Source organism: Streptosporangium sp. OZ121 (assembly GCF_051918885.1).
GTDB lineage: Bacteria > Actinomycetota > Actinomycetes > Streptosporangiales > Streptosporangiaceae > Streptosporangium.
This window is the reverse complement of sequence record NZ_JBPXMC010000006.1, coordinates 112,178-128,658: the sequence shown is the minus strand read 5'-3', so window position 1 is coordinate 128,658 and position 16,481 is coordinate 112,178. Positions and strand designations below refer to the sequence as shown.

At 72.7% G+C, this 16,481-nt stretch carries 13 protein-coding genes; 6 read left to right on the top strand and 7 right to left on the bottom strand.

Going from position 1 to position 16,481, the window contains the following annotated elements; genetic code table 11:
* Window positions 1-80 precede the first annotated feature (80 nt).
* A complete protein-coding gene (locus ACTOQ1_RS14375) occupies window positions 81-1,547 on the top strand; it encodes an aldehyde dehydrogenase (NADP(+)) (RefSeq protein WP_440067332.1) in 1,467 nt (488 codons plus the stop codon).
* Between the two features lie 293 nt (window positions 1,548-1,840).
* On the opposite strand, the gene ACTOQ1_RS14370 is transcribed toward ACTOQ1_RS14375, so the two are convergent.
* Window positions 1,841-3,169 carry a pectate lyase family protein gene (locus ACTOQ1_RS14370; protein WP_440067330.1) on the bottom strand — a complete coding sequence of 443 codons (1,329 nt, stop codon included), beginning with the start codon at window positions 3,167-3,169 and terminating at the stop codon, window positions 1,841-1,843.
* 118 nt (window positions 3,170-3,287) lie between these two features.
* Entirely contained in the window at window positions 3,288-4,424 is a 1,137-nt protein-coding gene (locus ACTOQ1_RS14365; RefSeq protein WP_440067329.1) for a Gfo/Idh/MocA family protein, read from the bottom strand.
* A 264-nt stretch (window positions 4,425-4,688) separates the two neighbouring features.
* Between ACTOQ1_RS14365 and ACTOQ1_RS14360 the strand changes: the two genes are divergently transcribed.
* Window positions 4,689-5,660, top strand: a complete 972-nt coding sequence (locus ACTOQ1_RS14360; protein WP_440067327.1) for a LacI family DNA-binding transcriptional regulator — start codon at window positions 4,689-4,691, stop codon at window positions 5,658-5,660.
* Window positions 5,657-6,610: an aldose epimerase family protein gene (locus ACTOQ1_RS14355; RefSeq protein ID WP_440067325.1), complete on the top strand. Its 954-nt coding sequence runs from the start codon at window positions 5,657-5,659 to the stop codon at window positions 6,608-6,610. The genes ACTOQ1_RS14360 and ACTOQ1_RS14355 overlap by 4 nt, the downstream gene beginning before the upstream one ends.
* Before the next feature lie 52 nt (window positions 6,611-6,662).
* Here the strand turns inward: ACTOQ1_RS14355 and ACTOQ1_RS14350 are convergent, their stop codons facing one another.
* On the bottom strand, window positions 6,663-7,307 hold the full coding sequence (locus ACTOQ1_RS14350) for a LysE family translocator (protein ID WP_440067323.1): 645 nt from the start codon (window positions 7,305-7,307) through the stop codon (window positions 6,663-6,665).
* Window positions 7,308-7,389: 82 nt separating this feature from the next.
* Window positions 7,390-8,286 (bottom strand): LysR family transcriptional regulator, encoded by an 897-nt coding sequence (locus ACTOQ1_RS14345; protein WP_440067321.1) that lies wholly within the window; start codon window positions 8,284-8,286, stop codon window positions 7,390-7,392.
* Window positions 8,287-8,361: 75 nt separating this feature from the next.
* Between ACTOQ1_RS14345 and ACTOQ1_RS14340 the strand changes: the two genes are divergently transcribed.
* The gene (locus tag ACTOQ1_RS14340; RefSeq protein WP_440067319.1) at window positions 8,362-8,886 is read left to right on the top strand and encodes a cysteine dioxygenase; all 525 of its coding nucleotides are present in this window, start codon (window positions 8,362-8,364) and stop codon (window positions 8,884-8,886) included.
* Between the two features lie 218 nt (window positions 8,887-9,104).
* On the opposite strand, the gene ACTOQ1_RS14335 is transcribed toward ACTOQ1_RS14340, so the two are convergent.
* Window positions 9,105-10,451, bottom strand: coding sequence for a M20/M25/M40 family metallo-hydrolase (locus tag ACTOQ1_RS14335; RefSeq protein ID WP_362837683.1), 1,347 nt, complete (start codon window positions 10,449-10,451; stop codon window positions 9,105-9,107).
* Window positions 10,452-10,732: 281 nt separating this feature from the next.
* Between ACTOQ1_RS14335 and ACTOQ1_RS14330 the strand changes: the two genes are divergently transcribed.
* The gene (locus ACTOQ1_RS14330; protein WP_440067318.1) at window positions 10,733-12,127 is read left to right on the top strand and encodes an aspartate aminotransferase family protein; all 1,395 of its coding nucleotides are present in this window, start codon (window positions 10,733-10,735) and stop codon (window positions 12,125-12,127) included.
* A 208-nt stretch (window positions 12,128-12,335) separates the two neighbouring features.
* Window positions 12,336-13,451, top strand: coding sequence for an alanine dehydrogenase (ald, locus tag ACTOQ1_RS14325; protein WP_440067317.1), 1,116 nt, complete (start codon window positions 12,336-12,338; stop codon window positions 13,449-13,451).
* 146 nt (window positions 13,452-13,597) lie between these two features.
* Here the strand turns inward: ald and ACTOQ1_RS14320 are convergent, their stop codons facing one another.
* Window positions 13,598-15,010 carry a tetratricopeptide repeat protein gene (locus ACTOQ1_RS14320; protein ID WP_440067315.1) on the bottom strand — a complete coding sequence of 471 codons (1,413 nt, stop codon included), beginning with the start codon at window positions 15,008-15,010 and terminating at the stop codon, window positions 13,598-13,600.
* Window positions 15,011-15,175: 165 nt separating this feature from the next.
* A complete protein-coding gene (locus tag ACTOQ1_RS14315) occupies window positions 15,176-16,333 on the bottom strand; it encodes an urease accessory protein UreH domain-containing protein (RefSeq protein ID WP_440067314.1) in 1,158 nt (385 codons plus the stop codon).
* Window positions 16,334-16,481: the final 148 nt, after the last annotated feature.

Below are 16,481 nucleotides of genomic sequence, written 5' to 3'. Positions count from 1 at the left end.
GGTTGGTCCCTGGCAAGGAAAGCGCTTACCTTAGGAGGATGGTCCGGCGTGGCAGGATCCGTTGAGGAAAGGCTTTCGTTTTGATCCACTCAATCGACCCCAGGACCGGCGAGTCCGTCGGGGATCCCTTCCCGCTGACCTCGGACGACGAGGTGGACGCGATCGTCGGGGCGGCTCTCGCGGCCGGCACCGCCTGGCGTACGGCGGACCGGGCGGCGGCGCTGGAGGCGGTCGCGGCGGCGCTGGAGGCGAACGTCGAGGAGCTCTGGCGGGCGGCCGACGCGGAGACCGCGCTCGGGGAGACCCGGCTGCGCGGGGAGGTGGGGCGGGCCGCCGGGCAGTTCCGGCTCTTCGCCCAGGTGCTGCGGGACGGCGGGCACGTGGAGGCGGTGATCGACCACGCGACGGCCCAGCCGCCGGTGCCCGACCTGCGGCGGATGAACCACCCGCTGCCCGGCGTGGCCGGGGTCTTCGCGGCGAGCAACTTCCCGTTCGCCTTCTCGGTCGCGGGCGGTGACACGGCCTCGGCGCTGGCCGCCGGATGCCCGGTGGTGGTCAAGGTCCACGACGGGCATCCGGCCACCTCGGAGCTGTCGTGGCAGATCATCCGGCGCGCCCTGCCCGACCCGGACCTGCTCGGCCTGGTCCGCGGGCTCGACGCGGGGAAGCGGCTGGCCGGGCACCCGTCCGTGGCGGCCGTCGGGTTCACCGGCTCCATCCCCGGGGGCAAGGCGATCCAGGCGCTCATCGCCGAGCGTCCCGACCCCATCCCGTTCTACGGCGAGCTGGGCAGCGTCAACCCCGTCGTCGTGCTGCCCTCGGCCGCCCGCGAGGGCCTCGCCCAGGGGTTCGCCGCCTCGCTCACCCTCGGCGTCGGCCAGTTCTGCACCAACCCCGGGCTGGTGTTCGTCCCCGACGACGCCGAGCTCCTGGTGTCCGTCTCCGAGGCGGTCTCCGAGACCGTGGGCGGGCCGATGCTCACCGAGCGGATGCAGGGCGGCTACCTGCGCGGGCTGGCCAGGCTCGGCAAGCTCACCCCCCTCGCCGAGGGGCGGCCGGGCGAGGGGGCCTTCGCGGTGACCCCGCAGGTGTTCGTCACCGACCTGGCGACGTTCGCCGCCGACCTGCCCGACCTCGTGGAGGAGTGTTTCGGCCCGGCCGCCCTCGTGGTGGTCTACGCCGACCCCGCGGACCTGCCTCCCGTACTGGAGAGGCTGGACGGCTCGCTGACCGCGACGATCCACGCGACCGACCCCGCCGAGGCGCGCGGGAGCGCGGAAGTGCTGCTCAAGAAGGCGGGGCGGCTGATCTGGAACGGCTGGCCGACCGGGGTGGCGGTCCGCTGGGCCATGCACCACGGCGGTCCCTGGCCCGCCAGCACGGCCGCCGCCCACACCTCGGTCGGCGCCGCCGCGATCCGCAGGTGGCTGGTGCCGGCCGCCTACCAGGACTGGCCGGCCGAGCTCCTGCCGCCCGAGCTGCGCGACGACAACCCGCTGGGCATCCCGCGCCGGGTCGACGGGGTCCTCGTCGAGGGACGCGCCTGACGTTTCCGCCGACCTCCGGAGTGCTCTCCGGAGATCGGCCCGGTGGACGCCGCCGCCCCGGTCGGGCTCGCCGGGGTCGGCTGGCTCTGGTCCCCCGGCGAGGACGCGCGGCAGTCCCCCCGCCGGTACCCGCCACCTGTGGCGCACCTTCACGGCGCCCGCCTGACACGCGGGAACACCCGAGGGCCGGCCGGGCCCCGGGGAGCCGGAGCCCGGCAGGGGCGGACCGAGGTGCCGCCCGGGGACGTGCGGCGGTCCTCAGCGGATCGCCGCACGCTCGCGTGCGGTGGCCGTCAGCGGATCTCGCCCACGCCCGCGTGCCGGGAGACCGAACGGTCCACCGCCTGGGCCGGGTCGATCCCGGTGTGCAGGGTCGGGGTCCAGCCCGCGTCCGCGCCGAGGTCGGGGTCGTTGGCGGCGTTGTGGACGGCGACGAGGTCGACGGGGGCGACCCGGCCGCCGACGCGGAGCAGGTTCCCCCGCGCGGTGAGGGCGGTACCGCCCCAGTTGTAGAGGAGGTCCGCCGGGTCGACCGCCCGGCTCAGCCGGAAGAAGTTGTTCTCCGCGAAGATCTGTGACTGCACGCCCACGCCGAGGGCGTACTGGAAGGTCGAGGCGTCGGGGATCTCGTAGTAGTTGTTGTAGACGTGCACCTGGCCGAAGCGCACGCGCGGGAGCCGCTGCAGCACGTCGTCGAAGTGGTTGTGGTGGACGGTGACGTTCAGCTTGCCCGTGTCGTTCGCCGGGTTGTTGGTGGAGCCGATCAGCATCGTCTTGTCGTGGCCGGAGAACCGGTTCCAGGAGGCCGTGACGAAGTTGGACGCGTGGGTGATGTCGAGCTGCCCGTCGTGCACCTGGTAGGGCCTGCCGAAGTACCGCGGCTGCCCCGAGTCCGGGTTGCCGCCGTCGGTGAAGGTGTTGTGGTCCACCCACACGTGGGTCGAGCCGGTCACCGAGATGTTGTCGTAGAGGGAGTTCCAGTTGCCCTCGGCGCCGTCGGTCGGGGTCCACTTCGGGAAGCAGTCGGCGGTGTCCTCGAAGAGGATGTTGCGGATGATGACGTTGTCGACCTTGTCGACGTGCAGGTTGACGCCGCGGATCCGCGCGTTCCCGCCGAGGCCGACGATGGTGGTGTCGGAACCGACCTTGAGCCTGATGTGGGCGGTCTGCCTGGCGGCCGAGGCGACGCGCGCGTCCTCCAGCGGGCCGGAGGGGTCGGTCTCCCTGCCCCACACCGCGGGGTCGTAGGCGGCGAGGTAGGCCTCCAGGGTGTAGCCGCCGGTGGCGTAGTCGGCGCAGGTCCTGTCGGTGTCGATCGTCCCCTTCACATAGATGATCTTCGGTGAGGGGGCGGCGAGCGCGGTGGCCAGCTCGGTGCGGGTGGAGACGGTGTGCACGTTCGACGCGGGCGCGGCGGCGCCACCGGTGGTGCCGGGGCCCTCGGCGGCCCAGCCGTCGTTCGCGGGCAGGGTCCGGCGGCCCAGGTCCGGCCTGTGCCCGGCGGGTTTCGGCGAGGTGGTCTCCGGGGTGCGGGCCCCGGCCCTCAGGGCGGCGGCGGACGCGGGCGGGGCGGCGAGGACCGCCAGGGACAGCAGGGCGGTGAGCGCGACGGCTCGTTTCACGGGAATTCCTCCGCGGGTCAGGTGGGAGGGAGGCTCCGTACGGCCCCCGAGAGCCTTCCGGATGGTGGAGGCGGGCGCGCCCAGGTCAGGGATGGACGCGCCCGCCGGCTTTGACGGCTCAGTCGCCGTCGCGTCGCGGGGCTTGGCCGGAGGGCGGCCGCCCCGTCCCGGGACGGCGCCCGCTCCAGGGCACCCGGAGTTCCGAGTAGAGCGCCAGCCGTTCCGCGCTCGTCGCCGTCACCTCGGCGATCCTGGGCAGCACCCGGCGCTCGTCGCCGATCTCCTGGAACACGTCAGGTATGGCCAGGGGCTCGGGCGCCAGCCGCACCGCGTCGAGGACGCGCATGAAACCGGCCGTCCTCTCCAGCGGTACGAGCAGGCCGGTGCCGTCGCGGATGTGCGCGACGAGGTTCTCCAGCAGGTCGGCCCTGGGGTGGACGACCGAGGTCCCGTCGAACTCGACCCGGTCCTCGGTGTAGGCCAGCCGGATCCGCCCGCTCTCGCCGTGCACGATCAGGTACGGCTCGTGCCGCCGGTCCGCGCACAGCGAGACCGCGACCGTCACGACCGTCCCGTCGTCCATCCGCATCCGCGCGCACGAGGTGTCGTCCGCCTCGATCACGTTGGCCCGGTAGAGCTCGACCTCGACGTCCTCGACCTCCGCGCCGGAGACGGCCAGCGCGGTCGCGGTCGCGTGCGCGAGCGGGTTGGTGAGGACGCCGTCCATCACGGGAACGCCGCCGGCCTCGCGCCTCCCGGCCCACGGCGTCCGGCCGTAGTAGGAGTAGGGGCGCTCCCAGGCGCCCGCCGCGCCGATCCCGGTGACCCGGCCGATCGTCCCTTCCGCGACCATCCGCCGGACGGCCGGGATCGCCTCCGAGCCCAGGCTCTGGAACCCCACCTGGCAGGCGAGCCCGGTCTCTCCGGCCACCGCGACGATCCGGAGGTAGTCCGCGTACGTGGCGGCGGGCGGCTTCTCCAGCAGCACGTGCGAGCCGGCGCGCAGCGCCTTCTCCGCCAGCTCGGCGTGGGTGTGGACGGGCGTGCACAGGATGGTCACCTCGGCGCCGGTGCGCCCGATCAGCCCGGCCAGGTCGCCGGAGAACTCCGCCCCCTCGGGCAGGTCGCCGACGGGCCGCACGTCGCACACCCCGGCCAGGTCCACCAGCCCGGCCTCGGCCAGCCGCCGGACGTTCGACAGGTGCCACCAGCCGTGCCCGTGCGCCCCGGCGAGCACCACGCGAACCGGTTCCATCACGCCACCTCCCATCGCGGTCCCGGACTCCGGTGTCCTGCAACCGGTTGCAAGAAACATTGAGGACATCTTCCGGCAACGTCAAGGGCCCAATTTTGTACATCGCTCCTCATCTGCGGATTTTTCGATATTTCGGATAGCCAGGGGTGTGCAACCGATCCCGTACCGCTTCGCAAAGCATCTGATTCCGGCGTTGACAGTCACGCAACCGCTTGCACTAATGTGCTTCAGGGCCCCGGTGCAGGGTCAGGGCGAAGGAGCATGGTGGCAGCGACGATCAGGGACGTGGCGCGGGCGTCGGGAGTGCACGTCTCGACGGTGTCCCGCACCTTCTCGGCGCCGCATCTGGTGAACACCGAGACCCGCAACCGCGTGCTCGCGGTCGCCGAGGATCTCGGCTACCGTCCCAACCGTGCCGCGCGGGCCCTCACCACCGGCAGGACCCACAACATCGGCCTCATCGTCGCCGACATCTCCAACCCGTTCTTCCCACCGCTGATCAAGGCCGCCCAGGCGCACGCCAGGGCCCGCGACTACCACGTGTTCGTGGCCGACACCGACGAGGACCCGCAGGTCGAGGAGGAGCTGATCCAGACCCTCGCCAAGCAGGTCGACGGGGTCCTGCTCTGCAGCCCCCGGCTGTCCAACCGGGCCATAGAGCGGCTGCACGCCGACGTGCCGTTCGTGGTGGTCAACCGGCGGATGAGGGGCCTGCCGACGATACTGATGGACGTCGGCCAGGGCGCCCGCCTCGCGATCGAGCACCTGACCGGCCTCGGTCACCGCAGGATCGCCCTGCTCTCCGGGCCGAGCGGCTCGTGGACCAGCGGTGAGATGCGTGCCGCCGCGACCGCGATGGACGGCGTCGATCTGGTCACCCTCGGCCCGAACGCGCCCACCGAGCAGGGCGGCCTCGCCGTCGCCGGCGAGGTGGTCGCCTCCGGGGTGACGGGCGTGCTCGCCTACAACGACCTGGTGGCCATCGGGCTCATCGAGGGCCTGTACGAGCGCGGCGTGCGCGTCCCCGACGACATCAGCGTGGTCGGCGTCGACGACATCGTGTCAGGGCGGCTGAACCGGCCCAAGCTGACCACCGTGGCCATGCCCACGGCCGCCGCCGGGCGGATGGCGGTGGACCTGCTGCTGCAGTCGTTCGGCGACGGCGCCACCACTACCCTGGCCACCCTGGACACCAGCCTGGTCGTCCGTGAATCCACCGGAGAGGTGCGCACATGAGCTTCGGAACCACCCCGTCGGGCGAGCGGGTCGAGCGGCACGTGCTGTCGAACGGGCGGATGCGCGCCGCGATCCTCAGCTACGGGGCGATCCTGCAGTCGCTGGAGGTCTCCGGCGTCGACGTCGTCCTCGGCTACGACAACCTCGGCGACTACCTGACGCGCAGCCGCTACTTCGGCGCCGTGGTCGGCCGGTACGGCAACCGCATCGCGGGAGGGCGTTTCACCCTCGACGGGCGCGACCACGAACTGCCGGTCAACAACGGCCCCAACAGCCTGCACGGCGGGACGCACGGCTTCGACACCCGGGTCTGGCGGATCACCGACGCCTCCGACACCGCCGTCACCCTGGAGCACGTGAGCCCGGACGGCGAGCAGGGCTACCCCGGCACGCTCACCGCGTCGGTCACCTACACGCTGACCGGCGACGCGATCCGGCTCGACTACCACGCGGTCACCGACGCGCCGACCGTGCTGAACCTCACCAACCACTCCTACTTCAACCTCGCCGGGGGCGGTGACGTCCTCAAGCACGTGGTCCGCATCGACGCCGACCACTACTTGCCGGTCGACGCCACGCAGATCCCGACGGGGGAGCTCGCCCCGGTCACCGGCACCCCGTTCGACTTCACCTCGCCGTACGAGATCGGCGAGCGGATCGCCGACCCCCGGCTGGGGGACGGCTACGACCACTGCTACGTCCTGCGCGGCGGCATCGAGGTCCGCGAGCCGGTCGGAGGGCTCACCATGGAGGTCACCACCACCGAGCCGGGCGTGCAGTTCTACACGGGCAACTTCCTGGACGGCGTCGCCACCGCGTACGAGAAGCACGCGGGCCTGTGCCTGGAGACCCAGCACTTCCCCGACTCGCCGAACCGGCCCCACTTCCCCTCGACGGTCCTGCGCCCCGGCGAGCGGTTCGCCTCCACCACCACCTACCGCTTCACCTGACGGCCCCGGGAGGGCCCCGGGGCGTGATCCGCGCTCCGGCCGCTCGGGCCGCTCAGGCCCTGGCCGTGGCGTGCTCGCCGCTGAGGGCCGCGACGGCTCCCAGGCCGAGATAGACGACACCGCTGGTGACGTCCAGGCGGCGGCGGGCGCGGGCCGAGCGGCGCAGGCGGCCGGCCATGGCCGAGGCGAGCAGGGCGAAGGCGCCGTCGCTGGCCACGCCGAGCACCGTCCAGATCAGGCCGAGCAGCACGATCTGCGGGGCGATCGGCCCGGCCTCCGGATCGGCGAACTGCGGCAGGAAAGCGAGGAAGAAGATCGCGGTCTTCGGGTTGAGCACGTTGACCACGAAGCCCTCCCAGAACATCCGGGATCCGGTCGCGGTCCGCGGCTCGAAGGACTCCTCCCCGTCCGAGCGGGTCATGAGCTTGCGCACGCCCAGCCAGATCAGGTAGGCGGCGCCGAGATACTTCACGATCGTGAACCCGGTCGCCGAGGCCGCGAGCAGGGCGCTGATGCCCAGGGCGGCGGCGGCCACGTGGACCAGCGAGCCGAGGTGGATGCCGAGCACCGAAACCAGCCCGGCGGACCGGCCCTGGGCGACGCTGCGGGTCACGATGTAGAGCACCGCGGGCCCCGGGACGAGCAGCAGGGTGAGGGTCGCCGCGGCGAAGAGCGCGAGAGCGGGCAGGTCTGGCATGTCCGGATCATAGGGTGACCGGTTTCCCCGGCGCCTCGCATTTTCGCCGCCGGGCGGCTCCCGCCCGCGGCGTCCGTACCGCTCAGGGCCCGGACGGGCGTTCCACCGTGGTCCGCGAAGCCGTCGCCGAGGTCAGGGCGGCCAGCAGGGCGGTGGTGGCCGGGGGGTCGGGGGGCTCGCCGTAGGTGGCGGCGTAGACGTGGCGGGTCGAGCGGGGAAGCTCGATCGCGTTGATCCTCGGGTGCCGGTGGGCGTGCAGGGCGAGCCCCGGCAGGGCGCTCACCCCGATCCCGGCGGCGACCAGGGCCTGGACGGCGACGACGTCGTCGGTGGTGAAGGCGATCTCCGGCTCGAAGCCGGCCCTGGCGCACAGCTCCAGCAGGTGGGTGCGGCACCGGTCGCAGCCACCGATCCACCGGGAGTCGCGGTAGGAGGTCAGCTCGCCGACCGGCCCGGAGGTGACCAGGTAGCTGGGGTCGTCCAGCAGGTGGAGCAGCCGGATCCCGTCGGCCTCGGGGGCGGTGTCGTCGTAGCGGAAGATGACCGCCACGTCCACGTAGCCGGCCTTGAGCATCCGCAGCGCGTCGGGCGGCTCCGTCTCGGTCAGCCGCAGCTCCAGGCCGGGGTGCCCCCCGGCGAGGACGGCGGCGGCCTCCGGCACGAACGTCCCCAGGGCGGAGGGGAAGGCGGCCAGCCTGACCCGGCCGGCACGCAGGCCCACGTGCGCCGACAGCTCCGCGGACGCGGAGTCGAGACGGCCGATGATCTCGACGGCCCGCTCGGCGAGCAGCCGGCCGGCCTCGGTCAGCCGGATGCCCCGGCCGACCCGCTGGATCAGCTTGGCCCCGGTCTCGGCCTCGAGCTTCGCGAGGTGGTGGCTCACCGAGGGCTGGGAGTAGTGCAGCTCCCTCGCCGCCGCGGTCACCGAGCCGTGCCGGGACACCGAGGCGAGGACGCGAAGTCGCACGATATCGAGCATGTATTAACTTTATCTATGGATGAACGGAAAGATAGGCATTGGACGCTATGTATCTCCTCGCCGCATCCTTGAGGCATGACAACCTTGACGCTCACCCGCCCGGGCCTGGCCGAACTGGTCGCGGGGGTCCGAGACCTCGTCGACCCGTCCGCCGACGCTCGGACCACGGCCTTCGCCGTGGCCGGGCTGCTGCGTGAGAGGCTGCCGTCCCCCGAGATCCTCACCGAGGAGGAGCGCCTCGGCGACCCCGACCGCTATGTCGGCCACACCCTCCACGCAGAGGAGGACTTCTCGATCGTGGCCGTGGTCTGGCGGCCCGGACAGAAGACCGTGATCCACGACCACATCGCGTGGTGCGTGTTCGGCGTGCTGCAGGGCGTGGAGTACGAGACCCTCTACCGCGACCACGGCGACCACCTGACCGAGATCGGCAGGGCCGCCAACCAGACCGGTGACGTGAGCGGTTTCGCCCCGCCCGGTGACATCCACCGCGTCCACAACACGGGCGACGAGACGGCCATCTCGCTCCACATCTACGGGGCCGACCTCGGCGCCGCCCCCACCAGCGTCCGCCGCGTCTACGAGCTGCCCGTTCGCTGAACGGGTCGTCCCGCGCCCCGCCCGTCCGGTGAGGCGGGGATCACGGGTCCGGCTTCCCCATCGAGATCGAGCCGGGCCCACCCCCGACCACCCGCCGCGGGTGCCGGAACCGGCGTGCTCCGAGGCCGCCCCCGCGGCCGGGTGAGCGTCGCGGGTGAGCGCACGCCAAGGGCCCTCCCGGCGATCGCCGGGAGGGCCCGATCGTCAGACCTGGGGCGTCAGACCGCCGTGGAGCCGTACTCCTGCAGGAAGAGCGCCTCGGCGGTGGCGGTGCGGCGGAGTTCCTCGATGTTCACGCGCTCGTTGGGGGCGTGGATCGCCGCGTCGTCGTCCTCGGCGCCGAAGAGCAGGATCGTGGCGGCGGGGAACTGCCTGACGAAGGTGGAGACGAGCGGGATCGAGCCACCGGCGCCGACGTCGCGCGGGGGACGGCCGAAGGCCCGTTCCATCGCCCGGTTCAGCGCGGAGCGGGCCGCGCCGCCGGTGTCGGCCAGGTAGCCGGAGCCCATGGTGTAGTCGCCGACGTCCACCTGGACGCCCCAGGGGGCGACCTGCCGCAGGAAGTCGACGACGGCCTCGACGGTGGTCTTCGGGTCGCCGGCCGGGGGCACCCGCACGGTCACCCGGGCCCTGGCGACGGCCTGGACGGCGTTGATCGCGCCGGAGACCGTCGGCACGTCCAGGCCGGTGACCGTGATCGCGTACGAGGCCCACAGGCGGTCGGCCAGCGAGCCGGAGCCGACCGTGGAGACGCCGTCGAGCACGCCCGCGGTGGCACGGAAGTCCTCCTCGGACGGGCCGGAGCCGAGGAAGCTGCCGCGCGGCAGGCCGGGGACGCGGATGTCGCCGTGGTCGTCGTGCAGGGCGGCCAGCATCCGGATCAGCGCCGCGAGGGCGTCGGGGGCGGCGCCGCCGAACGAGCCGCTGTGCAGCGACTCCTTGAGGGTGCGCACCTCGATGGTGAAGGCGCCCATGCCGCGCAGCGAGGTCGTCACCGCGGGGTCGCCCACCCGGGGGTTGCCGGTGTCGGCGACCACGATCGCGTCGGCGCGGAACAGCTCGGGGTTGTGCTCGACGAAGGATTCCAGGCGCTCGCCCGCGTACTCCTCCTGGCCCTCGACGATGACCTTGACGCCGACCGGGAAACGCCCCTGGAAGGCGCGGAGCGCCGCGACGTGGGAGATGACGCCCGACTTGTCGTCGGCCGCGCCGCGGCCGTGGATCGCGCCGTCGATCTCGGTCGGCTCGAAGGGCGGGGTGCGCCAGAGCGCGAGGTCTCCGGTGGGCTGCACGTCGTAGTGCGCGTACAGCAGCACGGTCGGCGCGCCGGGCGGGGCGGGGGCCTCCGCGTAGACGGCGGGAAAACTGCCCTCGACGGGGATCTGCTGGACACGCGGCAGGCCGGTGCTCCGCAGCAGTTCCTCGGTCACCGCGGCGGCCGCGTGCACGGGCTCCTCGGGATGGCCGGGGAAGGCCACCGAGGGGATGGCGACGAGCCTTCTGAGGTCCGCTATCGCCTGGGGCATGCCGGCGGTGACGGCGTTCTCGATCTCGTCAGGAGTCACGACTTTCCCCCGCATCTCAATATCTGGTGCGTCCTATTGGATCACAGCCGCAGGTACGGCCGCTCTCGTGCACGATTCCAGCACACCAGGGTTCCGCCAAGTGGAACCGGGGTTTGGGCAATGGTCTGGCGACCTTCTTGCCTGATCGCGGATTTCGTCGTTGTTACATAGGCGTTTTGCGGATTCCGAGGTTCTCGCACTTTAATGCCACGTTTTCACTTGGCAAGAGCTGTTCTGGCAGGCAGACTGTTGGAAGCTCAGCTCAACGAGGGAAGATCGTGATGACGCACCCTGAAAACACCGACGTGACCTCGCTCATGAAGGCCGCGCAGGACAACCTGTGGATGCACTTCACCCGGCACAGCTCGTACGAGGGCGCCGAGGTGCCGATGATCGTGCGCGGTGAGGGCTCCTACATCTACGACGTGCACGGCAAGCGCTACCTCGACGGCCTCGCGGGTCTCTTCGTGGTCCAGGCGGGTCACGGCCGCAGCGAGCTGGCCGAGGCCGCCGCCAAGCAGGCCCAGGAGCTGGCGTTCTTCCCGCTCTGGTCGTACGCGCACCCCAAGGCCGTCGAGCTGGCCCAGCGTCTCGCCGCCGAGACCCCCGGCGACCTCAACCGTGTCTTCTTCACCACCGGCGGCGGCGAGGCCGTCGAGAGCGCGTGGAAGCTCGCCAAGCAGTACTTCAAGATCACCGGCAGGCCGCTCAAGCACAAGGTCATCAGCCGCCAGATCGCCTACCACGGCACCCCGCAGGGCGCCCTGTCGATCACCGGCATCCCGGCCTTCAAGCAGATGTTCGAGCCGCTGGTCCCGGGTTCCGTCAGGGTGCCCAACACCAACCACTACCGCGCCGACGAGATCACCGGCGTGCCGGGCATGACGCCCGAGCAGTACGGCTACTGGGCCGCCGAGCGCGTCGCCCGCGCCATCGAGATGGAGGGGCCCGACACCGTGGCCGCCGTCTTCGTCGAGCCGGTGCAGAACGCGGGCGGCTGCTTCCCGCCGCCCCCCGGATACTTCAAGCGCCTGCGCGAGATCTGCGACGAGTACGACGTCCTGCTCGTCTCGGACGAGGTCATCTGCGCCTTCGGCCGCCTCGGCACCATGTTCGGCGGGCAGAAGTTCGACTACGTCCCCGACATCATCACCTGCGCCAAGGGCATGACCAGCGGCTACTCGCCGATCGGCGCCATGATCGCCTCCGATCGCCTCTTCGAGCCGTTCAAGAACGGCACCGAGATGTTCGCCCACGGCTACACCTTCGGCGGCCACCCGGTCTCCTCGGCCGTCGCGCTGGCCAACCTCGACCTGTTCGAGCGGGAGGACCTGCTCGGCCACGTCACTCGCAACGAGCCGGTCTTCCGCTCCACCCTGGAGCGGCTGCGCGACCTGCCGATCGTCGGGGACGTGCGCGGCTCCGGCTACTTCTGGGGCATCGAGCTCGTCAAGGACAAGGTCACCAAGGAGACCTTCGACTTCGAGGAGTCCGAGCGCCTCATCAGGGGCTTCCTCTCCGGCGCCCTCTACGAGGCGGGCCTGTACTGCCGCGCCGACGACCGGGGCGACCCGGTCATCCAGCTCGCCCCGCCGCTCATCTGCGGCCCCAAGGAGTTCGACGAGATCGAGTCCATCCTCCGCTCGGTGCTGACGGAGGCATGGAGCCGCCTCTGAGCGCGCACGGCCGCGCCCCCTCCGGACCGCCACGCGCGGCCCGGAGAGACGCGCCGCACCCGCCGGCGGTCGCGCCGTCCGGGCCTTCCCGGCCCGCCGCGCCCTCGCCGGCGTCCGCCGTCCGGCGCCATGTCCGCCGGAGTGAGACCGCACCGCACCCGCGGAAGCCTCGCTGTGCCACTCCGTCGAAACAACGAAAGGAAATCCCATGAAGATCGGCGTGCCTGCCGAGGTCAAGAACCACGAGTACCGCGTCGCCGCGACCCCGGCGGGCGTGCACGAGCTCGTCCGTCACGGCCACGACGTCTACATCCAGCGCGGCGCGGGCCTCGGCTCGCACCTCACCGACGAGGAGTACCTCTTCGCCGGGGCCAAGATCCTCGACAGCGCCGACGAGGTGTGGGACCAGGCCGAGATGATCCTCAAGGTGAAGGAGCCCATCGCGGAGGAGTACCACCGCATGCGCCCCGGCCAGGTGCTCTTCACCTACCTGCACCTCGCGGCCGGCCGCGAGTGCACCGACGCCCTCCTCGACCGCCAGGTCACCGGCATCGCGTACGAGACCGTCCAGGTGGGCAACACCCTGCCGCTGCTCGCCCCGATGTCCGAGGTCGCGGGCCGGCTGGCCCCGCAGGTCGGCGCCTACAACCTGATGCGCTTCAACGGCGGGCGCGGCGTGCTGCCCGGTGGCGTGCCCGGCGTGGCCCCCGCCAAGGTCGTCGTCATCGGCGCGGGCGTCTCCGGGCTCAACGCCGCGCAGATCGCGGTCGGCATGGGCGCGGACGTCACCGTCCTCGACCTCAACATCGACCGCCTGCGCTTCGTCGACGCCATTTACCAGGGCCGTCTCAAGACCCTCGTCTCGACCTCGTACGCGATCGAGAAGGAGGTCCTGGAGGCCGACCTGGTCATCGGCGCCGTGCTGATCCCCGGGGCCAAGGCCCCGACCCTCGTCTCCAACGAGCTGGTCTCCCGCATGAAGCCGGGCTCCGTGCTCGTCGACATCGCCATCGACCAGGGCGGCTGCTTCGAGGACTCCCGCCCGACCACGCACGCCGAGCCGACCTACCAGGTCCACAACTCGATCTTCTACTGCGTGGCCAACATGCCGGGGTCCGTCGCCAACACCTCCACCTACGCGCTGACCAACGCCACGCTGCCCTACGCGGTCAAGCTGGCCGGTCTCGGCTGGAAGACCGCGCTCCAGCGGGACGCCTCCCTCGCGCTGGGCCTCAACACCCACGCGGGACGGCTCACCAACGAGCAGGTCGCCATCGCCCTCGGCCTGCCGCACGTGCCGGTCTCCGAGGTCATCGCCGCCTGAGACCGGGGCCGTACGTCCCGCGCCGGCCGGGCGCGGGACGCGTGGCCCCGCCGGGACGCGGGGGCCGGTTCGCGAGGGGCGCGGCGCCGGTCACGGTCTCGCTCCCTCCTCGCCCGCGCCTCGTGCACGCCTCGCGCACGCCTCGTTCACGGCGACCAGCCGGAACGCAGGGCGCGTGCGGTGACCAGGACGTGCTCGATCTCCACCGGGGTCGGCCAGGGGGCGCCGCCGGGGCGCAACAGCGTGGCCCGTACGGACGCCAGGTGCTCGATCGCGCCCGACGGCAGCCCGCTCCGCTCGGTCAGCCACGCCGTGACGTCGGTGTGGTCGCGCAGCGGCCGGGTGACGAGCTCCCAGGTGCCGAGGATCTCGGTCAGGTCGGCGACCCTCAGGGGGGCGCCGCCCCGCCGGGCGACGGCGGCCGCGGCCAGCTCGGCGCGGGCGACGAGCTCGGGTTCGGTGGTCCGGCTCCACGGGGGAGAGGGCGGATCGGACAGCCACCGCTCCGCCTCGCGGGAGAAGCCCGCGGCCGACAGCAGCGCGGCCAGCTCGACCGCGGCCCGGTGGTGTCCCGCCTGTGCCGCCTGGCGGAACCAGTGCTGCCCGCCCTGCAGGTCGCTGTGCTCGGCGATGAGCAGCAGGCCGAAATTGAAGGCCGCCTCCGGGTCGCCCCCCGCCGCGGCCCGGCTGAACCAGTGGCCGGCCCCCCGCGCGTCGCTCATCTCCACGCACACGAACCCGGCCGTCCGCTGGTCGTCGATCCTGCCGGTGCAGGCCGCCCGCTCGAACCAGGCGCGCGCGGTGCGCAGGTCTCCGAGGGACAGCGCGATCCCGCCGAGCTGGGACGCGGCGCCGGGGTGCTCGTTCCTGGCGGCCAGCCGGAAGAACGTCTCCGCCCCCTCGGGGTCGCGGTTGGCCTGCAGGAACAGCCCGAGGTGGTAGGCCGCGTCGGCATGGCCGCTCCGGGCGGCCAGCTCCCACCAGCGCAGCGTCTCGTCCTCCTCGCCGGAGGCGTAGGCGAGGAATCCGAGGTCGTGGGCCGAGGCCAGGTCGCCGTCCATCGCGGCCCTGCGATGCCACTCCCCGGCCGCCTTCACCTCGCCGCCGTCCTCGCAGAGCAGCGCGAGCCGCCTGGTCGCCGCGCGGGAGCCCGCCCTGGCCGCCGTCTCGAACCACCGCCGGGCGGCGGGGACGTCGCCGTGCTGGTCCAGCAGGAGGGTCGCCAGGTTCACCGCGGCCTCGACGTCTCCGGCGTTCGCCGCCAGCTCGTACCATCGCGCGGCCTCCGCGGGAGTGCCGTGCTTCTCGTGCCAGATCCCCAGGTTGTAGGCGCTGTCGAGGTTTCCGGCGGCCGCCGCGCGCTCCCACCAGTGCCGCGCCGCCGAGCGGTCGCCCCGCTGCGCGAAGTGGCGGCCCAGCTGGTGGGCGGCCTGCACGTCACCGCCGTGCGCGGCGAGCAGCAGCGCCGTCTCGCCGTCCGTGTCGTTCTCGTGCTCGGTGCTCCGGGGGGTGGGTATCAACCCCGCGGTCGCCTCCGGGTCGTCAGGCCACCACCCCATGTCACCCTCCTCGCCGACGTCGCGCAGCCGACAGGTCACAGGGTGGCACGTAACCGACCGGTGGCGGAGGGTAATCGCGACTTCCGTCCGCCGGTCCGCCGCCGATCCGCCCATCGATCCGATCGTCGTGTCCGGCCCGGTGTCACGGCGCTCGGCTCCCGATGCTCAGACGAAGCGCACGAACCCCACGTACATGCCCATCGAGCAGACGTAGCGCAGGGAACCCGGCTCTCGCGCGCCCAGCCGTACCGTGGCGGGCAGTGCCACGTCGCGGCCGTCGATCGTGAGCGTCCGGGTGCAGCCGGGGACGCCCTCGAGACGGAAGACGAGGTCGGTGGGAACTCCCGCGCGGGCGGTCACCACGCCCGGCCGGTAGCCGTGGCCGGTGGCCCGGACCTCGACCCGCTGGACGTCGCCGGCGCGGACGGCCGTTCCCGCCGGGACGGCCGCGGTATCGCCCCCCTGATCGTCCGCCGCCGTCCCCGTCCTTCCCGCCGGGGCGCCCATCGGCCGTGCCGGGCCGTCCGCCGCCGTCGCCGGGCCGCCGGACCCGGGGAGCCACCCCCCGAGACTCAGCCCCGAGGAGATCGTCCACAGGCCCGCCGCCAGCGCGACGACCCCCGCCAGCGCCGCCAGCCTGGTCGTCGCGGCCCGCCGCAGGACCAGCCCGAGCAGGGCGAACGCGGGAGCCGTCCCCGTCACGAAGCCCGCCATCACCGCGGCCCCGCCCAGCGCCGACCCGCTGGAGACCGCCACCATCTCGGTGCTGAGCGTCACCCCGCACGGCAGCAGGATCGTCGCGGCACCGAGCGCCAGCGCCCTGGGCGCGGGGGCGGCGATCCCGGACACGCCGCCGCGCCGGGACGTGCGCCCCTCCGGCGAGGCGTCCGGGCGGCATCCGTCCTCCGGTTCGCGGCCGAACATGCGGATTCCGAAGAACACGACCGCGATCCCGGCCGCGACGAGCAACGCGGCCCTGACCTGAGGACCCAGCCGCGCCGCGGACCCGGCGAGCCCGAGCAGGGCTCCGGCCGCCGTGTGGGAGCCGAGGCGCCCGGCGAGGAACAGCGCGACGACTCTGGGGCCCGAGGGACCCGCCCCGGTCCCGCCGTGCCCGCCGGAGCCGGCCGGGCGGCCGCGGGAGGTGAGCCCGCCGGAGCCGGCCGGGCGGCGGGAGGTGAGCCCGGTGAGCAGGCCGCCCTGCACGGCCGCGCACGAGGCCGTACCCGCGACCAGTCCCGCGGCGAGCCCCCCGGCGAACAGCGCGGCCGGTCCCGCGCTCAGCGGACATCCCCGATGACCATCCAGATCCCCACGGACCAAACGTAATCTCGCCGGAGGGCGACCGACGGTGACATTTCCTTACCGAGCGCGCACGTCGTCCTCACCGGGCGTCCAGGTTTCGGGCCTTCTCGCCGGCTTACCGGAGGTCCCGGTTTCCGGACTCCTCGCCGGGCGTCCGGCTTTCCGG